Annotated in this window: 14 protein-coding genes; 7 read left to right on the forward strand and 7 right to left on the reverse strand. The window is 46.5% G+C overall.

Going from position 1 to position 18,146, the window contains the following annotated elements; genetic code table 11:
• Nucleotides 1–65 precede the first annotated feature (65 nt).
• On the reverse strand, nt 66–602 hold the full coding sequence (locus tag C4H11_RS08260) for an RNA methyltransferase (RefSeq protein ID WP_106041236.1): 537 nt from the start codon (nt 600–602) through the stop codon (nt 66–68).
• A gap of 474 nt (nt 603–1,076) precedes the next feature.
• On the opposite strand from C4H11_RS08260, the gene nadA reads away from it, so the two are divergent.
• Nucleotides 1,077–2,015, forward strand: a complete 939-nt coding sequence (nadA, locus tag C4H11_RS08265) for a quinolinate synthase NadA (RefSeq protein WP_106041237.1) — start codon at nt 1,077–1,079, stop codon at nt 2,013–2,015.
• 85 nt (nt 2,016–2,100) lie between these two features.
• Here nadA and C4H11_RS08270 read toward each other — a convergent pair whose 3' ends face one another.
• From C4H11_RS08270 to leuS, 3 genes are read right to left on the reverse strand one after another with little or no spacing between them, the layout of a single operon-like run.
• Nucleotides 2,101–2,682, reverse strand: coding sequence for a non-canonical purine NTP diphosphatase (locus tag C4H11_RS08270; RefSeq protein ID WP_106043248.1), 582 nt, complete (start codon nt 2,680–2,682; stop codon nt 2,101–2,103).
• Nucleotides 2,683–2,725: 43 nt separating this feature from the next.
• The gene (locus tag C4H11_RS08275) at nt 2,726–3,628 is read right to left on the reverse strand and encodes a YitT family protein (protein WP_106041238.1); all 903 of its coding nucleotides are present in this window, start codon (nt 3,626–3,628) and stop codon (nt 2,726–2,728) included.
• 5 nt (nt 3,629–3,633) lie between these two features.
• Nucleotides 3,634–6,474 (reverse strand): leucine--tRNA ligase, encoded by a 2,841-nt coding sequence (gene leuS, locus C4H11_RS08280; protein WP_106041239.1) that lies wholly within the window; start codon nt 6,472–6,474, stop codon nt 3,634–3,636.
• 315 nt (nt 6,475–6,789) lie between these two features.
• Here leuS and C4H11_RS08285 point away from each other — a divergent pair, with 315 nt between their 5' ends.
• Together C4H11_RS08285 and C4H11_RS08290 are read left to right on the forward strand one after the other, a co-directional pair.
• The gene (locus C4H11_RS08285) at nt 6,790–7,659 is read left to right on the forward strand and encodes a DMT family transporter (RefSeq protein ID WP_106041240.1); all 870 of its coding nucleotides are present in this window, start codon (nt 6,790–6,792) and stop codon (nt 7,657–7,659) included.
• A 345-nt stretch (nt 7,660–8,004) separates the two neighbouring features.
• The gene (locus C4H11_RS08290) at nt 8,005–8,862 is read left to right on the forward strand and encodes a hypothetical protein (RefSeq protein WP_106043250.1); all 858 of its coding nucleotides are present in this window, start codon (nt 8,005–8,007) and stop codon (nt 8,860–8,862) included.
• Nucleotides 8,863–8,883: 21 nt separating this feature from the next.
• Here the strand turns inward: C4H11_RS08290 and C4H11_RS08295 are convergent, their stop codons facing one another.
• Nucleotides 8,884–10,044 (reverse strand): acyltransferase family protein, encoded by a 1,161-nt coding sequence (locus C4H11_RS08295; protein ID WP_106041241.1) that lies wholly within the window; start codon nt 10,042–10,044, stop codon nt 8,884–8,886.
• A gap of 986 nt (nt 10,045–11,030) precedes the next feature.
• Between C4H11_RS08295 and C4H11_RS08300 the strand changes: the two genes are divergently transcribed.
• From C4H11_RS08300 to mutS, 4 genes are all read left to right on the forward strand, one after another.
• A complete protein-coding gene (locus tag C4H11_RS08300) occupies nt 11,031–11,516 on the forward strand; it encodes an HU family DNA-binding protein (protein ID WP_106041242.1) in 486 nt (161 codons plus the stop codon).
• Between the two features lie 232 nt (nt 11,517–11,748).
• A complete protein-coding gene (locus tag C4H11_RS08305) occupies nt 11,749–12,561 on the forward strand; it encodes an SPFH domain-containing protein (protein WP_106041243.1) in 813 nt (270 codons plus the stop codon).
• A 49-nt stretch (nt 12,562–12,610) separates the two neighbouring features.
• Nucleotides 12,611–13,270, forward strand: coding sequence for a class I SAM-dependent methyltransferase (locus C4H11_RS08310; protein WP_131924535.1), 660 nt, complete (start codon nt 12,611–12,613; stop codon nt 13,268–13,270).
• Between the two features lie 407 nt (nt 13,271–13,677).
• Nucleotides 13,678–16,299 carry a DNA mismatch repair protein MutS gene (gene mutS / locus C4H11_RS08315; protein ID WP_106041244.1) on the forward strand — a complete coding sequence of 874 codons (2,622 nt, stop codon included), beginning with the start codon at nt 13,678–13,680 and terminating at the stop codon, nt 16,297–16,299.
• 12 nt (nt 16,300–16,311) lie between these two features.
• Here mutS and C4H11_RS08320 read toward each other — a convergent pair whose 3' ends face one another.
• Both C4H11_RS08320 and lgt read right to left on the reverse strand, forming a co-directional pair.
• Nucleotides 16,312–16,554, reverse strand: coding sequence for a hypothetical protein (locus C4H11_RS08320; RefSeq protein ID WP_106041245.1), 243 nt, complete (start codon nt 16,552–16,554; stop codon nt 16,312–16,314).
• Nucleotides 16,555–17,232: 678 nt separating this feature from the next.
• Nucleotides 17,233–18,144 (reverse strand): prolipoprotein diacylglyceryl transferase, encoded by a 912-nt coding sequence (gene lgt / locus C4H11_RS08325; RefSeq protein ID WP_106041246.1) that lies wholly within the window; start codon nt 18,142–18,144, stop codon nt 17,233–17,235.
• Nucleotides 18,145–18,146 lie beyond the last annotated feature (2 nt).

Genomic DNA, 18,146 nt, shown 5'->3' on the forward strand with positions numbered 1-18,146 from the left:
GCATAAATTTAAGTACATAGAACCAATCTACTGCATATATACATGCACAAAACCAGGAATAAGCCTTACAGCTGTTTCAATTGTTTGAATAAATCCCAAATAACGATACCTGCCGTGACCGATACGTTCAAAGAATGCTTCGTTCCGTATTGGGGTATTTCGATGCAACCGTGAGAATGGTCTATCACCTCCTGCTGAACACCTTTCACCTCATTTCCCAACACCACGGCATATTTTCCGCTCTTATCCAACGTAAGTTCATCCAGCATCACACTGCCTTCCGCCTGCTCTATGGAATAGACCGTATAACCTTCTTCCTTGAGATTATCAACAACTTCAACAGTGTTATCAACATACTTCCAATCTACGGTGAATTCGGCTCCAAGTGCCGTTTTGTGCATTTCAGGGTGGGGAGGAGTGGCAGTGATGCCACAAAGATAAATGCACTCTATGCAGAAAGCGTCCGAAGTGCGAAACACAGAACCTATGTTATGAAGACTGCGAACATTGTCCAGCACGACCACCAGAGGCAGTTTATCCGCTTCCTTAAACTCTTCCACACTGATGCGATTCAACTCCGTTATCTTCAGTTTTCGATTCATGTGCCGCTCTATTTATATTTATCTGATGCAAAGATAATTCTTTCCGTTAACATCCCTGTTAATAACCGTGGAAAAGGTATCGATACAGCGTGGAAACATTTTTAAAAGTAATCCTTGCATTATTCATTGAAAAATATATCACGATACTGATACTAACAAAACAAATAAGTTAGCAAAAATCTTCTAAGGGTATATCAACACATTTTTAAGCATTGTTTCGACCATTAATCTCTCTAAAGTTATTAACTTTGCGCCTTGTGAACTGTTGTTAATAGAAAAGATAATAAAAGCTGTAGTAAGCTTATAATCAGCTGATAGAATACTTTAAAATGAGTTGATAACTTAAGGATAGTACATGGCTTGTAACTAATAACTTAATAAGCAAGAAAAATCATTTTTATTTATCCACACTATTAACCGACTATCATCACCATCAAAGGATTTTTTAAAAGAAGAGAAATAAAAAATATAATTATGGATAATCTGACAGAAGCCATCAAACAGCTGAAGAAAGAAAAGAGTGCGATCATTCTGGGGCACTACTACCAGAAAGGTGAGATACAGGATATAGCCGACTATGTGGGTGACAGTCTGGCCTTGGCACAATGGGCAGCTCGCACGGAGGCTGACATTATCGTTATGTGCGGTGTGCACTTCATGGGCGAGACGGCAAAGATTCTCTGTCCTGACAAGAAAGTACTGGTTCCGGATATGGAGGCAGGTTGTTCGCTGGCTGATAGTTGTCCAGCCGATAAGTTCGGTAAGTTTGTCAAAGAGCATCCCGGACATACGGTGATATCCTACGTCAACACAACGGCAGCCGTGAAGGCAGTGACCGATGTGGTGGTCACTTCTACCAACGCCAGGCAGATTGTGGAAAGCTTCCCTAAAGATGAGAAAATAATCTTCGGGCCGGACAGGAATCTGGGTAATTATATCAACTCCATCACCGGAAGAGAGATGTTACTATGGGATGGCGCATGCCATGTACACGAGCAATTCTCGGTTGAAAAGATTGTTGAATTAAAGATGCGGTATCCCGGTGCGTTGGTATTGGCGCATCCCGAATGTAAAAGCACGGTTCTGAAGCTGGCCGATGTGGTAGGTTCTACGGCTGCATTGCTGAAATATGCCGTGGCTCATCCTGAAAAGAGTTATATTGTGGCTACGGAGTCGGGCATCCTGCACGAAATGCAAAAGAAGTGTTCGCATACAACTTTTATTCCTGCTCCTCCCAACGACAGTACCTGTGCCTGCAATGAATGCAGCTACATGCGTCTGAATACGTTGGAAAAGCTCTATGACTGCTTGAAAAACGAGTCGCCCGAAATAAAAGTGGATGCCGAAATTGTTGCCAAAGCAGTGAAGCCCATACAAAGGATGTTGGAAATATCGGCCGAATTGGGATTGTAGTTATCTAAAATATAAGTCTCCTATAAACGATTGCCATTTATAGGGGGCTTTACTGTGTACCTGCTTCTTATCCCAAACTCAAGTATTATTTCATCAATAGGAAGTGGCAAAGCTTTTGGGTGGCCATTGCCCGGTGGCTGATTTTATTCTTCAGTTCGTTGCCCATTTCGGCAAAGGTTTGTGAATAACCTTCGGGCACGAATACAGGGTCATATCCAAAGCCGGAAGTTCCTTTTCTGTTTTTGATGATTTCTCCTTTGACGATTCCTTCGAACAAGTGTTCTTTTCCGTTGATGATAAGGGCAAATACGGTGCGGAATCGGGCTCTGCGATTTTCTACATTCTCCATCTCTTTCAGCAGTTTTTTCATATTGGCTTCCGAATCGTGTGCATCGCCGGCATAACGGGCTGAATATACTCCGGGAGCACCGTTGAGAGCTTCTACTTCCAAACCGGTATCGTCGGCAAAACAATCCAAGTGATAATTTTCGAAGATATATCTTGCTTTTATCAAAGCATTTCCTTCGAGCGTATCTGCTGTTTCGGGAATATCGACGTTGCAGTCTATGTCCTTCATGCTGAGAAGTTCAATCTTCTTACCAAGAATGGCGCTGACTTCTTCCAGCTTGTGTGTGTTGTTGGTAGCAAATACGAATTTCTTTTTTATACTCATTGAATATCTCCTTTATATTTGTGGCTCGCCTGTATTACTACTTCACTTTCAGTCGGTCGAATCCTTCTCCATATACGCCGATGACGGAACTTTGCGAGATGAACGCATTCGGGTCTATGTCTTTCACCATCCGGAATATTTCTATCGACTGGCGTTTGTAGGCAAGTACGATCAATACTTTCACGTTATGTTTGCTGTACCAGCCGATGCCGTCGAGTACCGTTACACCACGATGGGTTTCCTTGGTGATTCGGTCGGCAATTTTCTCATACTCCTTTGAGAAGATGAAGAATTGCACGGATTGACGTGCACTGTTCACGATATAGTCCAACACAAATCCTATGACGAACAGGGTTACAAAACCGAATATCACCCGTCGCCAATCGTTGAAGATGAAGTAACAGGAACTTATGATGACTATGTCGCATGCCATTACCATGCGTCCTAAGGTGACGTCGTGGTACTTGTGTATGATAGCGGCGATAATATCGGTACCTCCCGTGCTTCCGTTGCAGTTGAACACGATGCCTAATCCGATTCCGCACATCGTGGCGCCTATCAGGCAGGCCATGAAGTCTTGTCCGGGACCGAGTATCTGCGGCGGAACACCGTCTGCTCCGTTCACTAACAACTGGAAAAACCAAAGCAGGAAAGTCAGTCCGAAGATGGCATATGTGGTTTTGATACTGAACTTCGGTCCGAGTATCTTAATGGCAAATGTCATCAGAATGGCATTGATGATGAAGTACGACCATTGGATTGGAAATCCGGTGGCGTAATAGATAATGGCTCCGATACCGGTAGTGCCTCCGGTAGTAATCTGATAAGGGATGAGGAATGCCGCCCATCCCAGTGCGTAGCTGATGAGTCCGAAAGTGATGAAGACATAGTCTCGCAATTCTCTCGTCACTTCTGCTTTGGTTGGTTTTGTAATTTGCATATCTGTTATTTGACAACGATGTTCACAATCTTCTTCGGCACGACGATTACCTTGGCAATGGTCTTTCCTTCTATCCATTTGGCCGAACGTTCATCGGACAATACATCGGCTTGAATGGTATCCGGTGTTGCATCTGCTGGGAACTCCATGTTGAAGCGTGCCTTTCCGTTGAAAGAAACGGTGTAGTTCACAGTGTCTTCCACCAGATATTCTTCCTTGGAGGCAGGCCATTCGGCATCACATACGGATTCTGTATTTCCCATTGTTTCCCACAATTCTTCGCATACGTGCGGGGCAAAAGGAGCCAGTACGACGACAAATTGGTTCAGGATTTCCTTTTTGCTGCATTTCATGCCGAACAATTCGTTTACGCAAATCATAAAGGCGCTGATGCTGGTGTTGTAAGAGAACTGCTCGATGTCTCCCGTCACTTTCTTAATCAGCTTATGCAGCGATTTCAGTTCTTCTTTGGTGGGCGGTTCGTCCGTCACTAAATAGTTGCCGTTGCGGTCGTAGAACAAAGACCAGAATTTCTTGATGAAGCGGTGCACACCGTCTATGCCGTTCGTATCCCATGGTTTCGACTGTTCCACCGGACCAAGGAACATTTCGTACATACGAAGCGTGTCGGCTCCGTATCTCTCGACAATCATATCGGGATTTACAACATTGAACATCGATTTGCTCATCTTCTCCACAGCCCATCCGCAGATGTATTTGCCGTCGTCTTCCAAGACGAACTCGGCAGTTGCATATTCGGGACGCCATGCTTTGAAGGCTTCAATGTCCAATACATCATTCGATACGATGTTTACATCCACGTGGAGTGGGGTAGTGTCGTATTTGTCTTTCAGGTTCAGAGACACGAATGTGTTGGTGTCCTTGATGCGATATACAAAGTTGCTTCGTCCCTGAATCATGCCTTGGTTCACTAACTTTTGAAACGGTTCTTCCGTTACGGAAACACCGAGGTCGTACAGGAACTTATTCCAGAAGCGGGAGTAAATCAAGTGTCCGGTGGCATGTTCCGTTCCGCCCACATAAAGGTCTACGTTGCGCCAATATTCGTCTTTTTTCTTATCGACCAATGCTTTATGATTGCGAGGATCCATGTAGCGCAGGTAGTAAGCGCTCGAACCGGCAAATCCCGGCATGGTGTTCAGTTCTAGTGGATAAACAGTTTTGTTGTCTATCTTTTCGTTTTCTACGACGCAATTGTTTACAGTGTCCCAAGCCCACTTCACGGCATGTCCCAACGGAGGTTCGCCGGTTTCGGTAGGCAGGAATTTTGCTACTTCGGGAAGTTCCAGAGGCAGGCAGTTTTCGGGAATCATGTAGGGCATACCTTCTTTGTAATACACAGGGAAAGGTTCGCCCCAATAACGTTGCCGCGAGAAGATGGCATCACGCAGGCGGAAGTTGACCTTTACGCGTCCCAGATTGTGTTCTCTTACATATTTCTTGGTCGCTTCGATGGCTTCCTTGACGGTGAGCCCGTTCAATGAAAGGTCGCAATAAGGAACAGCATCTTTGCGCGGAGAGTTGCATACAACGCCTTCTTTGGCATCGAAGCTCTCTTCGCTGACATCGCAACCTTCTACCAACGGACGTATTTCCAATCCGAAGTGTTTGGCAAAGGCATAGTCACGGCTGTCATGGGCAGGAACGGCCATGATGGCTCCTGTTCCGTATCCGGCCAATACATAATCGCTGATCCAGATGGGCACTGCTTCGCCTGTGAAAGGATTCACGGCATAACTTCCGGAGAATACGCCGGTAACGCTGCGGTCGGCAATGCGTTCGCGTTCGGTACGCTTCTTGGTACGTTCCAAGTAGGCATCCACCTCTGCTTTCTGTGCATCGGTTGTCAGTTGCGATACCAATTCGCTTTCGGGAGCCAATACCATGAAGGTGACACCGAACATGGTATCTGCACGGGTGGTGAAAATGGTGAATTCCAAATCACTGTCTTTCACTTTGAATTGTATTTCGGCACCTTCGCTGCGGCCTATCCAGTTCTTTTGGGTTTCTTTCAGGGAGTCGGTCCAGTCGATGGTATCCAGTCCGTCCAATAAACGTTGCGCATAAGCGGATACACGCAGACACCATTGACGCATCTTCTTTTGCACTACGGGGAAACCGCCTCGTTCAGATACTCCGTCCACCACTTCATCGTTGGCGAGTACGGTTCCCAGTTGCGGACACCAGTTCACCATTGTTTCTCCCAGATAGGCGATGCGGTAGTTCATCAGGATTTCCTGCTGTTCCTTTTCGGTTTTGGAGTTCCATTCTTCGGCAGTGAAGTGCAGTTCTTCGCTGCAAGCCGCGTTCAAGTCTTTGTTACCTTGTTTTTGGAAGACCTCAATCAGTTCTTCAATGGGGCGTGCCTGTTTGGCATCGTTGCAATAATAGCTATTGAACATCTTCTGGAAAGCCCATTGCGTCCAATGATAATATTCCGGTTCGCAAGTGCCTATTTCGCGGTTCCAGTCGAAAGAGAAACCTATCTTGTCCAATTGTTCGCGGTAGCGGTCGATGTTTTCTTTGGTGGTGATGGCAGGGTGCTGTCCCGTCTGTATGGCATATTGCTCTGCCGGAAGTCCGTATGCGTCGTATCCCATGGGATTCAGTACATTGAAACCTTGCAGTCGTTTGTAGCGGGCGTAGATGTCCGAAGCGATGTAACCCAGCGGGTGTCCTACGTGCAAGCCTGCACCGGAGGGGTAGGGGAACATGTTCAGTACATAGAATTTCGGTTTCGTTTCATCTTCCGTCACTCGGTAGGTTTCGTCGTGCACCCACTTTTCCTGCCATTTCTTTTCAATCTCCCTGAAATTGTATTCCATGATGATAGTTGTTAGTATATTGTTGAAAACCTTGTTTGTTATATTGTTGAAATCGGTTAAAATACGGTTTATAAGCGGTGCAAAGGTAATTGTTTATTTTCAGATTTGTATCGTTAGTGACTAAAAAACATGCTTTTACCTCAGAGTCTGTTTTAATTTTGATCAAAAAGAACATCCGACATGATATGGAGGAAAATTTAAACATAGACTTTTATATCCCAACGTAAAAACGCGGAGGGTATTTTTGAATTTCTTCATATTCTGATAAAGAAACAGAGTTTTTGTATACATTTGCATGTTTAAAACAAAAACGAAGTGAAGAATCATATTTGGCACATTGTCGCCGCCCTCATAGTGGGGGTATGGGGATTGACGTTTATTTCAACGAAAGTATTGATAGAAAGCGGTATGTCTCCGCAAGAAATCTTTTTTGCCCGTTTCCTGATAGCCTATGTGGGTATCTGGTTTATTTCTCCGCGCAAACTGTTCGCCTATGACTGGAAGGATGAACTTTTGTTGTTGGCAAGTGGTGTCACGGGCGGTTCGGGTTTTTTCCTTGCACAAAACATAGCGATAAAGATAACCTTAGTCAGCAATGTGTCGTTCATTGTCTGTACGGCTCCGTTGCTTACCACGATTCTTGCCTTGCTCATTTACAAAAAAGAAAAAGCCACACGCTGGTTGGTGGGTGGTTCGCTGATGGCTTTGTTGGGAGTGGCTTTGGTGGTGTATAATGGAAATTTTGTTTTGAAGATTTCTCCTCTCGGTGATTTTTTGTCTTTGTTTTCGGCTTTGCTTTGGGCTTTTTACAGTCTGATAATCAGAAAACTTTCAGGTCGTTATTCTGCGTTGTTCATCACTCGTAAAGTATTTTTTTATGGCGTAATCACTATTCTTCCTTTCTTTGCCGTCTATCCGTGGCAGTTTGATGTGTCGAAGCTGCTTGAGCCTGCCATTTTGTTCAACCTTTTGTATTTAGGTGTGTTGGCTTCGTTGATATGCTTCGTGGTTTGGAACGTCATATTGAAGCGCATCGGCATGATTACGGCTTCCAACTATCTTTACCTTAACCCGGTTTTCACGCTGACGGGCTCCATACTGCTGCTTGGCGAACACCTTACCACTGTGGCCTTGGCGGGGTCTGTACTGATATTGGGCGGTGTATATGTAGCGGGGAAGAAGTGAAAGTGCGCGGAAAAACGGAACGGTTCGGGAAGTGGCGCCCTATGTATAGGGCAAGAGGCTGTTTAGACTTTGCTCGAAAATGGAACTGAGCAAAATCTAAACAGCCTCTGTCTTGTTCTTTGCAGACAATGTCCTGCTAAAACCTTCTTCCTATCGAGATGCCGACACGCGGATAGCCTCCGCTGTCGTTTAATTGTTTTCCGCTTTCTTATGCGATGTATAGAAGTTTTTTCCGGTTATTTTCCGTCAAACAAAATAATTTCAATAACTTAGTGGCCGTAAGTATGGATGAATCAGGTGCATTCTTCCTGTTTTCATCGGCCGGAGATTAAATACAAGGAAAATATGATGATACGGAAAACAGTAATCTGCTTAGGATGCTTCTTGCTGCCGGTTTTCATTTCGCAACGACTTTCTGCTCAAGAAGACAGTACACGTCTTGTCCGCGACAGTGTGCGTGTCGCAATACCGGAAACGCCTGAAATGAGCCGACCCGTCTATTCTTCGTCCGACGTTTCTCCTGAAACCGTTTTGTCTTCTTCCTCTCTCCATTCCGAAGGTGCTGACAGCCTGCCCCGCTTTTCGTTGAAAGAAACGTTCCGCATACCTTATTACACCAATCCTTCGCCGCTCTTCAGAGGTGACTATCGCACGAACGGAATCATCATGCAGTTTCATGGAGGAGCTTTATCGGGAGCAGGCGGACAAACGACCTTGCCCGGCATAGGGCGTTTCAATGAAGCTTCACTGCTCTATCGGCAGGTGATTGACAGGAATTTGAGTTTTCAACTCGGCATGGATGCCCTGAAGCTGAACATGTCGCACATCAGCGGACAGGCATTTACCGCTTCGGGAGCATTGATGTATCAGGCTGCCGACCGTCTTGCTTTCAAAGTGTTCGGTTCGTATGCCATCGGCAATACGTATGGAATGACAACTCACAGATATGGAGGCAGTGTGCTGTTCGACGTTTCCGAACGTTTCAGCATGGAAGTGGGTGTGCAGCGCTACTACAATGCCATGCGTGGACGTTGGGAAACGGTTCCGATGGTGATTCCTACTTATAATTTCGACAAGTTCAAGTTAGGATTGGATGTAGGGGGAATTATCTATGAAATTCTTCGCAGTAAAATTTACAGCGGTAGATCCGGTGGAGGCGGACCTACCATCGGCCCGCCACGGTTTCAAGTACCTGTGAAATAGAGTAGGGAAGGCAGAAAACGGCTACCTTCTTTTCATCAGGAACCGTTGTTTCAGCCATTCCCTTGCCGGTTCGTCGTACAGCTTCAAGCAAGCATAGGCAATGGCGATGGATAGGATGAAGAGAGACACTGCAATGAACACATGTGTTTCCAACGATGCGTCAGGATGCTTGCTTGCCCATGCTATCTGCATATATATCAATGGAAAGTGAGTAATGTAAAAAGGATAGGATATCTCTCCGAAAAATCTGCATACAGCCACGGAACGTTTTCCCGTGACATTGCTGCCTGCTCCTATGAGCACAATCAGAGGAAAAAATACAAGCACGCTTATGGCTTCGTAAGTGCCGTTCATCCATTGATGCGCTTCGTCTCCTATGCGTGGCATCACGAGAATCACCGTAATCAGCAGGGCGCATACGTAAAAACCGCGCTTCACTTTTATCAGCCTGCCCATGCGCGATAGCAGCAGTCCCATAAAGAACGGATAGAGCAGGCGGGAAATGCCGATGTAGAGTTGGTCGGGAGTAAGGCTCCAACCACCTATCAGGGTATGGGTGGCTTCTCCTCTTCCTGCCAGCAGATGGAATACGTCGGTGTTCAGTGTGACGTCCAGCGTAAGACAGGCCGAAAGAACCACGAAGAGGGTCAATGCCGGTTTGGAAAAATGCCGGATGAATAAGGCATAAAGAATGTTGGCCACGTACTCCCACATCAGCGACCATGTAGGGCCGTTCAGTGCATTTGTCTCTCCCCATCCGCGAATGTCCCACGTTGTCGGTGTGGGAATCATCAGGCAGCCGAGCAGCGCCATCAGTATCACCATCCACCATGTGGTGTCGGCGACTAAAGGAAAGGCCGTGCATGCGCTGAAATAAAAGAGCAATGCGCCCAGCAGTGTTCCCATAATCACCATGGGGTGCAGGCGCACCAAGCGCCGTTTGAAGAAGTCCCACGTGCCCATCCTGTCCCAACGGTCGTCGTAGGCATACCCGACGACGAAGCCGGAAAGCACGAAGAAGAAGTCTACGGCCAGATAGCCGTGATTCAATATTTGCGACATGGGGCCGGCGGAGTAAGTCTCGAAAAGGTGGAAGGCCACCACAATCATTGCGGCAACGCCGCGAAGCCCGTCCAATATCTCATAACGAGGCTTGGATGCTAAATAAGTCGTTGTTGGCATATCTGTTTTGTTTCGCCTGCAAAAATAATCGTTTAGTTGACAATAGAAAAAATTAGAGGAAATTTCCCTCTAATTTCCCTTAGCTTCCTCTAATTCTTCTCGACTACCTCTATCTCTTCACTCTTGTTCTTTTCCGTCTTGGCGGTTATCGCTGCCTGAAATCTTGCCTTATAACCGCTTTGTAGAGTTACAAACAAAACACTCTTTTATGAAAATGTGCTTTTTGTGGGCTTAAGTGGATATACGAAAATAGGAATGTACTTTCCGCAACGCTTTTTGTATTCACTTTTCTTTCTGCAGGCTGTTATGTCCGCTTTTTTTATTTAATCGAAAATCTCTTCTCAATCCCGCTTTCAAGGCGCTTTGGAGGGGGCTGAAAATTTTTAGTAAAAACTCACCGGATTTTTAGTAAATCTTGGGTGGAAATTTAGTAAAAATCCGGCCAACTTTTAGTAAACGTTAGAAAGGGCTTTTTGATGGCGGATTTTTTGTCTTGATTTTTTAAAAAATACTGCATGCTTTTTATCCCTTAATATCCTACATGCCCCCATGTGCTCCGTTGCTTGGCGAAGCATACCGTCGATGTGGAAATTCGGGAAAGGAATGGTTCTTTGGGGAGATACGAGGAAAAAACGGCCTGAAGTGAAATTGTAGAGACGACCGTAAACCGCATATTTGATTATCAGATATTTAGCTTCTCATGTTGTAGAGATGATGCTCTTTCGGTTTTCTTTTCCACCAATTTTCCTTTTATGCGTTGTAGAGACACTGTTTTTTAAAATCCCTGATAAACAGCGTTTTAACATTTTCCGTTGTAGATGTCGTTTTCTTGCTTTCTCCTTTTTCCCGCGCTAACTTTGCAACATCGAATTTGAGAAACAGATGCTGCATCGTTGAGGCCTCACGCTGCGTTTCTGCTCCCTCGAAGGAGAAAGGGTATCAGCCTTGATATCTTATATTATTAATCATTTAAAAACAGAAAAACTATGGGACTTCAGTATGTAGTAGCAAAACGTGTGTTTGGTTTTGACAAGACAAAAACCGAAAAGTATGTAGCCAAATCCGTGGGAAGCGGTGAGGTGGATTTTGACAAGTTGTGTGCCAAGGTAAGCCGAATCATAGGTGTACACCGTAAGGTGGTCGATTTGGTGGCCGTAGGCTTGGTAGATATCATGACGGAAGAGATTGACGATGGGAAGACCATCGCTTTGGGCGACTTCGGGCGTTTCCGTCCTTCCTTTAAGGCGAAGAGCGCGGATAAGGAAAAAGACGTTTCGGTGGGCAATATCGTGCGTAAGCGCATTCTCTTTCTTCCTGGAAAAGCCTTCAGCAAGATGCTGAACAGTATGAGCATCACCCGGATGGCAATGCCCGACACCGATTATACCGATGGCGGAAAGAAGAGCGAAAACACCGGCCCGAAGCCTTCGGAAAGCGGTGAAAGCGGTCAGACGGGAAATCCGTTGGGATAATCTTGCTAAATCGTAAAAACTACTGTGAAGTGGAGGGCGAAGTTCAATGGAGATGCTTCGCTCTCCATTTGTTGTTTATGCCCTCATCAATCCGAAGAGTGAACGAATGGAGTTATGCCGTGTTTTATGCAGTCCGCATCGGGCAGAAGAATAAAAAACAATACTGCCGGTCGTTTTTCTATCAAAAATAAATATCTTTGGGCATTGTTTCATTAAAAATCAGTATATCATCATGGGAGTAACAAAGAAAACAACCGTAAAATTCGGAGCGGCAGGCGTCGCAATCATCGGAATCGCATTGTTGATGATGATAATATTTGCCGTGGAGCGCATCGACTCCGGTCAGACGGGAATCATCGTTAATTTAGCCGGCAGCGAGCGTGGCGTGGACGATGCAAAGGTAGAAACCGGATGGGTGATGTACAACCGGTTCTCCAAACAATTATTCGAATATCCTGCTTTTGCACAGATTGTCGATTACGAACCCTTCGACATACAAGACAAGAAAGGAACTATCTTCAAAACCGACCCTACCATTGAGTATTACATCGAGCGCGAGAATGCGAAAATCGTCTTTCTGCGCTATCGAAAAACAACCGAAGAACTGGAACAGTCCGTCATCCTGACCGAAGTGAAGAATGCCTATAAGGATGTGGCCGGATTGTATGAGACGGATTCGCTCATCAACAATCGCCCCGCCTTCGAGAAAGAGGTGGAAGCGTTGCTGAAAGAACGCTTGAGCACACGCGGATTTACGTTCACCAACATACAGTCCAGCGTGAAGCCTAACGACGTGCTGCAAGCCGCTATCGACGAGAAAAACACAGCCGTGCAAAACGCCTTGAAAGTGGAGAACGAGAAGAAAGCCGCCATTGCCGAAGCCGAGAAAGTGGTGGCTGCCGCCAAAGGTAAGGCCGATGCTAACCGCATCCTTCAGCAAAGCATCACGCCGGAACTGATTCAGCTCAAAGCCGTGGAGAAATGGGATGGCAAGCTGCCGCTTTCCACAAGCGGAAATACATTGCCGTTCTTGAAACTGCAATAAAATTTATCTACTGATATTGTGTTTCATGTTAAATTCAACAGTTGTGAAAATGGCACAGAAAAATGCGTATGATCGTATGATGTCTCGTTACGATGATGTGCTGACGGGACGTAAATGGTGGTCGTGGCTTTACATGCATTGGCTGTGGGGGGTTGATGATAATGAAATAGCTCGCAAAGTATTGAGTTTTATTCCTGATGATTTTGAGGGAAAGATATTGGATGTTCCGGTGGGGACAATGGTGTTTACGCATGCCAAATATCAGCGTATGACAAATGCGGAGATTGTTGGCTTGGATTATTCTGAAGAAATGATACGCTTTGCATCGCTGCGGAAAAAAAGTGATGAGCTGCACAATCTGACACTTGTTCGTGGTGACGTTGGTGATATGCCTTTTGAGGATGGATGTTTCGATTGTGTACTTACGATGAATGGTATTCATGCTTTCCCGGACAAAGAGAAGGCTTTTGCCGAGATTTTTCGAGTGTTAAAACCTTCAGGAAGGTTGTGCGGCTGCTTCTATGTGGAGGGTGAGCGAGGAGTGGGCGATTGGTTTGTGAGAAATGTGTTGAACAGAAGGGGATACTTTGTGCCACCGCACTATACTCTTTCTGAAGTAGAGAAGAAACTCCGTTCGTTGTTCGGCGAGAATGTGCAACTATCTAACAATCGCTCCATTTGTCTTTTCAGATGTGTGAAATCAAAATGATAAAATCGGAAATTATTCCGATTTGGGGATATTAAATCCCTTGTATCGCCCTCCCATGAACCGAAACGTACAGGCATAAAAAAAGGAGTACCGCTGTACTCCAACCTTTGTTAACCTTAAATCTAATACTATGAAAAACACATTGCAAAGGTACGGCTTTTCTGCTTACCTCCAAATAAAACAAATAAAAAAGCGTGTTTAATAACATGTTTTAGCAAAATCATCCTCTTTGTTAAGGCTTGCTAAGGTTTTGAAGCCCCGCCGCATCTGTTTCTAAAAAAGAATTATCTTTGCATGACAAGCCTTTGAGTTGATAAAGGCCCGTATCTTTACGGTTTTCCCCGACCTCTTTGCGGTGCTTTATGAACTTTCAGACTTATAATATCCTATAAACATAAAAAACTCACATGAGCCACGAAGATATTGTCCTCACCCCGATGATGAAACAGTTTCTTGACTTGAAGGCGAAACATCCCGATGCCGTCATGCTGTTTCGTTGCGGCGACTTCTACGAAACCTATTCTACCGATGCCGTGGTGGCTGCCGAAATCTTGGGCATCACGCTGACCAAGCGTGCCAACGGCAAAGAAAAGACGGTTGAAATGGCAGGCTTTCCCCACCATGCGTTAGACACCTATCTGCCCAAACTGATACGCGCCGGGAAGCGCGTAGCCATCTGCGACCAGCTGGAAGACCCGAAACTGACAAAGAAACTCGTGAAGCGGGGCATCACGGAGCTGGTGACACCGGGTGTATCCATCAACGACAACATATTGAACCATCGGGAGAACAACTTTCTGGCCGCCGTGCATTTCGGCAAAGGCGCTTGCGGAGTGGCTTTTCTGGATATATCCACCGGTGAGTTTCTCACAGCCGAAGGTCCTTTCGACTACGTGGACAAGCTGCTGAACAACTTCTCGCCCAAAGAAGTGCTTTTCGAACGAGGCCGGAGGGGTATGTTCGAAGGTAACTTCGGAAGCAAGTTCTTTACTTTCGAGCTGGACGACTGGGTGTTTACCGAAACCACCGCCCGCGAAAAACTGCTGAAGCATTTCGAAGTGAAAAACCTGAAAGGGTTCGGCGTGGAGCATCTCAGAAACGGTGTCATCGCTTCGGGGGCTATCCTGCAATACCTCATCATGACGCAACATACGCAGATAGGACATGTCACCTCGCTGGCCCGCATAGAAGAAGACAAATACGTCCGTCTGGACAAGTTCACGGTGCGCAGTCTGGAGTTGATGGGGTCGATGAACGACGGCGGAAGCAGCCTGCTCAGCGTGATAGACAAGACCATCAGTCCGATGGGGGCGCGTCTGCTGAGGCGTTGGCTGGTATTTCCGTTGAAAGATGTGAGCCCTATCGACGAACGCCTCGATGTGGTGGAGTATTTCTTTCGCCAGCCCGATTTCAAGGATTTGATAGAAGAGCAACTGCACCTGATAGGCGACTTGGAACGCATCATTTCCAAAGTGGCGGTGGGGCGTGTTTCTCCTCGCGAAGTGGTGGCTTTGAAGGTGGCTTTACAAGCCATCGAACCCATCAAGGAAGCATGTATGCAGGCCGATAATGCCAGTCTGAACCGCATCGGCGAACAGCTGAACATCTGCCGCTCCATTCGCGACCGCATCGATAGGGAAATCAACAACGACCCGCCACTGCTGGTCAACAAGGGAGGCATCATCAAACAAGGTGTCAATGCCGAACTGGACGAATTGCGCCGGATAGCCTACACGGGCAAGGACTACCTCTTGCAGGTGCAGCAGCGCGAAAGCGAACAGACGGGCATTCCCAGTCTGAAGATTGGCTACAACAACGTTTTCGGCTATTATATCGAGGTGCGCAACGTGCATAAAGACAAAGTGCCGCAGGAGTGGATTCGCAAACAGACGCTGGTCAATGCCGAACGTTACATCACGCAGGAACTGAAAGAGTATGAAGAGAAAATTCTGGGCGCGGAAGACAAGATACTGGCGTTGGAGACGCAGTTGTACAATGAACTTGTGCAGTCTTTGGCCGAGTTTATCCCAGCCATCCAGATAGACGCCAACCAGATAGCCCGGTTGGACTGCTTGCTCTCGTTTGCCACGGCAGCGCGCGAAAACAATTACATCCGTCCCGTCGTTGCCGACGATGACGTGCTGGAAATCCGGCAAGGCCGTCATCCGGTCATCGAGAAGCAGCTCCCGATAGGAGAGAAGTACATAGCCAACGACGTGATGCTCGACAGCAATACGCAGCAAATCATCATCATCACCGGTCCGAACATGGCAGGTAAGTCCGCTTTGCTCCGGCAGACGGCGCTCATTACCCTGCTTGCCCAAATCGGCAGCTTTGTTCCGGCCGAGAGCGCCCACATCGGTCTGGTGGATAAGATATTCACCCGTGTAGGCGCCAGCGACAATATCTCCGTAGGCGAGTCTACTTTTATGGTGGAGATGAACGAGGCCGCCGATATCCTGAACAACCTCTCTCCGCGCAGCCTTGTGCTTTTCGACGAATTGGGACGGGGCACTTCCACATACGACGGCATCTCCATTGCTTGGGCCATCGTGGAGCACATTCACGAACATCCCAGAGCCAAAGCACGCACGCTGTTTGCCACGCACTACCATGAGCTGAACGAGATGGAGAAAAGCTTCAAGCGCATCAAAAACTACAATGTTTCGGTGAAGGAGGTGGATAATAAAGTTATTTTCCTGCGCAAGTTGGAGCGCGGAGGCAGCGAACACTCTTTCGGTATCCATGTGGCGAAGTTGGCGGGCATGCCTAAAAGCATTGTGAGGCGTGCCGACGAAATTCTGCGTCAGCTTGAAATGGAGAATCGCCAGACTGGAACGGTGAGCGGAAAGACCATTACCGAGGGAGCCTCTTCGGCAGGGGGTATGCAGCTCAGCTTCTTCCAGCTCGATGACCCGGTGCTTTGTCAGATACGCGATGAAATACTGAATCTGGACGTGAACAACCTCACTCCGCTGGAGGCGCTGAACAAGTTGAATGACATCAAGAGGATAGTGAAGGGGAAATAAGAAGAAAGCGGTTCACTCCTTTTCTTTCCGATGGCTGACCCGGCTTTCGAGTACGCATTCGAAGCAATTTTCGGGATTCTCATCCTCCTTGACATCTTCATAGCGAATGGCTACAAAGTTTTCGTTCGCATAGAATTTATACAGTCGTTTCAGGTAGGCTATCACTATGGCGGGACGTTTCCGAAGGCATCCATCCTCTGTGGAACATTCTATCCACACGCGGTCATTCTTCTGATATCTGGGTTCATCATTCATGTTGAAAAGGTGGTAAAAAAATATGATTTATAAAATAAAGGGTAATAGGTGTGGATTCCAAAACGTTTGTTTATATACACATCAAGCATGTGCTCCACATCAACAGAATGATTCCTTAGGGTTATGTTTTGATGAATAATCTTTACATTGGCGGGGGGGGGGTAAATTCTTTTTTCTCATAGCCGGCAGGAAGTTATAGGCAGGCATTTGCAATGTTTTTTTATTTTAATAATGTTGTTGGTGATTATAATCACTAACAACAAATGTATGGAAAAAAATGGAAAAGCGAATATCTGGTAGTAATATTTAGACTTTATTAAGGGAGGAGATGTATCTGGAAATCTGAATGTTTTTCTAATTTTGAATGATAGAGGTGAGGGCGTGTAAATATAAAATATGACTACATTACGATATGCCATAAACGCGGATTATGCAGACTGGCGTAGAGTTCTTAGTAAAAATTTGCCGGAGTTGTTTTAAGATTCTGTTGTACTGATTTTCAGATGGGTTTAAAAGCATACCTTGTCTGATATTATTACTCCGAACCCACCTTGTCATAATAAAAGAATCAGGCTCGTATTGCGCGGATTTCACGGATTGGGTCAATAGAGACCACATTTATCCTGCGAAATCCGCGCAATACGAGCCTGAAACGTTATATCGTTCGTTTTATTGTGTTCAGCCCTTCTTCTTTCTGTAGAAGAACATGAAGTACACACCGATGATGATGAAGGGCACGCTGAGCCATTGCCCCATGTTCAGCGTCATACCGTCTTCAAAATTCACTTGGTTCTCCTTCAGGAACTCGATGAAGAAGCGGAAGACGAAGATTTCCGTCAGGCAGAGGCCGAAGAAGAATCCGCGGTGATGGCGCGATGTGGCTGCAATGCCGGCGGTGGCTTTGCCGGCGGCTGCTTTGCTGAAGTCTGTTTGGGGTTTCTCGCTCTGCTTTATCCGGCCTTGCTTGTAGAGGTAAATCATTCCCAAGAAAAAGATGAAATAGGCGATTGCTTCGTATAGCTGTGCCGGATGGCGGGACAGCATGTCCACCCGCTCGAAGACGAATGCCCAAGGCACATCGGTCGGTTTGCCGATTATCTCGGAGTTCATCAGGTTGGCAAGGCGGATGCAGCAGGCGGTGATGGGAGTGGCCACGGCTATCATATCCACCACATCCACGTAGTGCATCTTCGTTTTGCGGCAGTAGAGCCAGAGGGCGATAATCAAGCCCAGCGTTCCACCGTGGCTGGCAAGTCCCTCGTATCCCGTCCATTTCCAGCCTCCGCCGGGCAGGAAGTGTACGGGGAGTATCATCTCCCAGAAATGATTGAGGTAATAGTCGGGTTGGTAGAACAGGCAGTGCCCCAACCGCGCCCCGATGAGTATGCCGAAGAAGCAGTAGAAGAAGAGCGGCTCGAACTTGTCGTCGCCTATTTTCTTGTCGCGGTATTGTTGGCGTACCACGAGGTAAGCCAGTCCGATGCCCACAACCCACAACAGGCCGTAATAGCGGATGGGAATGCTTCCGAAGAGCTTGAAGAGTTCGGGATCGGGGTTCCAGTTGATGGAGAGTAACAGTGGTGATATCATAT

The organism is Bacteroides zoogleoformans, assembly GCF_002998435.1.
Classification (GTDB): Bacteria; Bacteroidota; Bacteroidia; order Bacteroidales; family Bacteroidaceae; genus Bacteroides; species Bacteroides zoogleoformans.

Coding starts and splice junctions, on each gene's coding strand:
- C4H11_RS08260 (WP_106041236.1), bottom strand. CDS start 602: ATGAATCGAAAACTGAAGATAACGGAGTTGAATCGCATCAGTGTGGAA.
- nadA (WP_106041237.1), top strand. CDS start 1,077: ATGGATAATCTGACAGAAGCCATCAAACAGCTGAAGAAAGAAAAGAGT.
- C4H11_RS08275 (WP_106041238.1), bottom strand. CDS start 3,628: ATGCAAATTACAAAACCAACCAAAGCAGAAGTGACGAGAGAATTGCGA.
- leuS (WP_106041239.1), bottom strand. CDS start 6,474: ATGGAATACAATTTCAGGGAGATTGAAAAGAAATGGCAGGAAAAGTGG.
- C4H11_RS08290 (WP_106043250.1), top strand. CDS start 8,005: ATGATGATACGGAAAACAGTAATCTGCTTAGGATGCTTCTTGCTGCCG.
- C4H11_RS08295 (WP_106041241.1), bottom strand. CDS start 10,044: ATGCCAACAACGACTTATTTAGCATCCAAGCCTCGTTATGAGATATTG.
- C4H11_RS08300 (WP_106041242.1), top strand. CDS start 11,031: ATGGGACTTCAGTATGTAGTAGCAAAACGTGTGTTTGGTTTTGACAAG.
- C4H11_RS08305 (WP_106041243.1), top strand. CDS start 11,749: ATGGGAGTAACAAAGAAAACAACCGTAAAATTCGGAGCGGCAGGCGTC.
- C4H11_RS08310 (WP_131924535.1), top strand. CDS start 12,611: ATGGCACAGAAAAATGCGTATGATCGTATGATGTCTCGTTACGATGAT.
- mutS (WP_106041244.1), top strand. CDS start 13,678: ATGAGCCACGAAGATATTGTCCTCACCCCGATGATGAAACAGTTTCTT.
- C4H11_RS08320 (WP_106041245.1), bottom strand. CDS start 16,554: ATGAATGATGAACCCAGATATCAGAAGAATGACCGCGTGTGGATAGAA.
- lgt (WP_106041246.1), bottom strand. CDS start 18,144: ATGATATCACCACTGTTACTCTCCATCAACTGGAACCCCGATCCCGAA.